This is a genomic window from Microvirga sp. GCM10011540, assembly GCF_042650665.1.
GTDB lineage: Bacteria > Pseudomonadota > Alphaproteobacteria > Rhizobiales > Beijerinckiaceae > Microvirga > Microvirga lenta.
Map to the genome: position 1 here is coordinate 1 of NZ_JBHSBQ010000083.1, position 1,752 is coordinate 1,752.

2 protein-coding genes and 1 pseudogene are annotated in these 1,752 nt (G+C 59.2%); 2 read left to right on the forward strand and 1 reads right to left on the reverse strand.

Annotated features, from left to right (window positions below):
- A partial coding sequence (locus ACFOYU_RS15370; RefSeq protein ID WP_377032696.1) for an IS3 family transposase occupies positions 1 to 97 on the forward strand: 97 nt, incomplete at its 5' end.
- 539 nt (positions 98 to 636) lie between these two features.
- Here ACFOYU_RS15370 and ACFOYU_RS15375 read toward each other — a convergent pair.
- Positions 637 to 1,194, reverse strand: a pseudogene (locus tag ACFOYU_RS15375) (transposase); the annotation flags it as partial.
- Between the two features lie 194 nt (positions 1,195 to 1,388).
- Between ACFOYU_RS15375 and ACFOYU_RS15380 the strand changes: the two are divergent.
- A complete protein-coding gene (locus ACFOYU_RS15380) occupies positions 1,389 to 1,682 on the forward strand; it encodes a transglycosylase SLT domain-containing protein (protein WP_377034264.1) in 294 nt (97 codons plus the stop codon).
- Positions 1,683 to 1,752: the final 70 nt, after the last annotated feature.

Here is a 1,752-nt window from a genome sequence, read left to right on the forward strand (position 1 = left end):
TCTGTTCGTCTACATCGAGGGCTACTACAATCGGCAGCGCATTCACTCGGCGCTCGGGTATCTCACGCCCGAGCAAGCAGAGCGGACAGCGAGCTAACCGGTGTCCACTTAATCGAGGGAAGATCAGGACGATATCGGCGTCGAGATCAGGAGCTCTGAGCAGGCTTACGCGCAGGCCACTCAGGCAATCCAGGAGTTACTCGCAGAGGGGGAGCGAACCGCCGAAGGGAGCGGCTGAAGGCTCGAGATGACGGGCCCTGCCAGAGCTGCAGTGTTGTCCATTGATCTGGTGTGCCACATTTTGGGATATCCCATGGCTGCCGGAGATCCTTTGACACCTCGGGTTAGGATCTGGGCCCCTCTGGCGAGCGGGTCGCTGCTCGCGATGTCGGACTCCTTCTCTTGCCCTTGCGCCAACGAGCGCGACCGCAACTGGAGGATCCGATCATGGATTCCACTTATCCTGAGGCCCCGCGCTCCTCGCTTGTCGTCGAGAATGATCTCAAACTTTGCACGCTGCTTGCCCTCACCCTTAGATGGGACGGCTATGTGGTCGTTCTGGCCTCCTCCGGCGAAGATCCCCTCGATCTGATCGCAGCGGCCGATTTTGATCGTCTTTACTGCACCATAAAGCACCTAACAAAACCATCTCTGGACGAAGCGCTCGGTGATCAAGGCAGAGGCAAGCATCAGGAAGGCGGTATGGACGTCGCCTCTCCTGTCATAGCAGACGGCAAGGCGGCTGAACTGTCGATACCAAGCAAGTGTGCGCTCCGCGACCCAGCGGGGAAATCCCAGTCTTGCGCTACTCTCAGGGCCAAGCCTAGCGATGGGCGGGTGAATGTGGCGTCGGGTTAGGACGGAGCGGCAGCGGCGATGATCATGCGCGTTGTCGGCATGCAGCTTGCTCGGGCGCTTGCGCGGCGGGCCCCAGCACTGCCGATAGGCGGGGCGGCGGCAACGAGCGGCTCCAGTATGCGGCTGTCATGCAAGTTGGGCCCAGTTAGCTTCAGGGCGAGCGGGCTGCTGTTCGCGTCCGTGACGACATGGCGCTTCGAGCCTGCCTTGCCACGTTCAGTCAGGTTCGGGCCGGTCGCTGCGCCCCCAGTTGGCCATGACCGCCGCACTGTCGAGGGTAGCCCGGCTGAAGTCGATGGCGTTGTGCCGGCCCAAGCGATAGAGCAGAATTATCTGTTGAACTGGAGCTAGGAGCCAGCGATCACTCTCGCATAGCCGCTGAATCAAAATTTTGTCTTAGGCTCCTGCGGATCCAGCCAAACAGTCGACTACGGCCAAGCTGACACCCTCCTGCCACGATTGATCCTGACAAATTGTCTTCGCAAAAGGGGACAAATATGATCTCTCGTCTTGTTGTAGGTTGCGTACTCATGGCCTACGCTCTACCCGCAGCAGCCACCGAGCGCGCTACCATTGATGCACTTGTGGCACAGCATGCTAGTGCCCATGGCGTGCCTGTGCCACTGGTTCATCAGATCATTCAACGCGAGAGTGGCTATAATCCGCGTGCTTCAAGTCGGGGAAATTTCGGCCTGATGCAAATTCGTTATGCGACAGCACGTGGGATGGGGTATACGGGGCCAGCGTCCGGTTTGCTCGATGCCAATACTACCGCCTGTTATGACTTGAACCCTTTGCGCCTGGAGGCGTTTTGCTCGTCCTGATCTGAGGAGGAGCCATGCTGACGGACGCACAATGGGCAATACTGGAGCCTTTGGTGGAACAGTGCCGTCC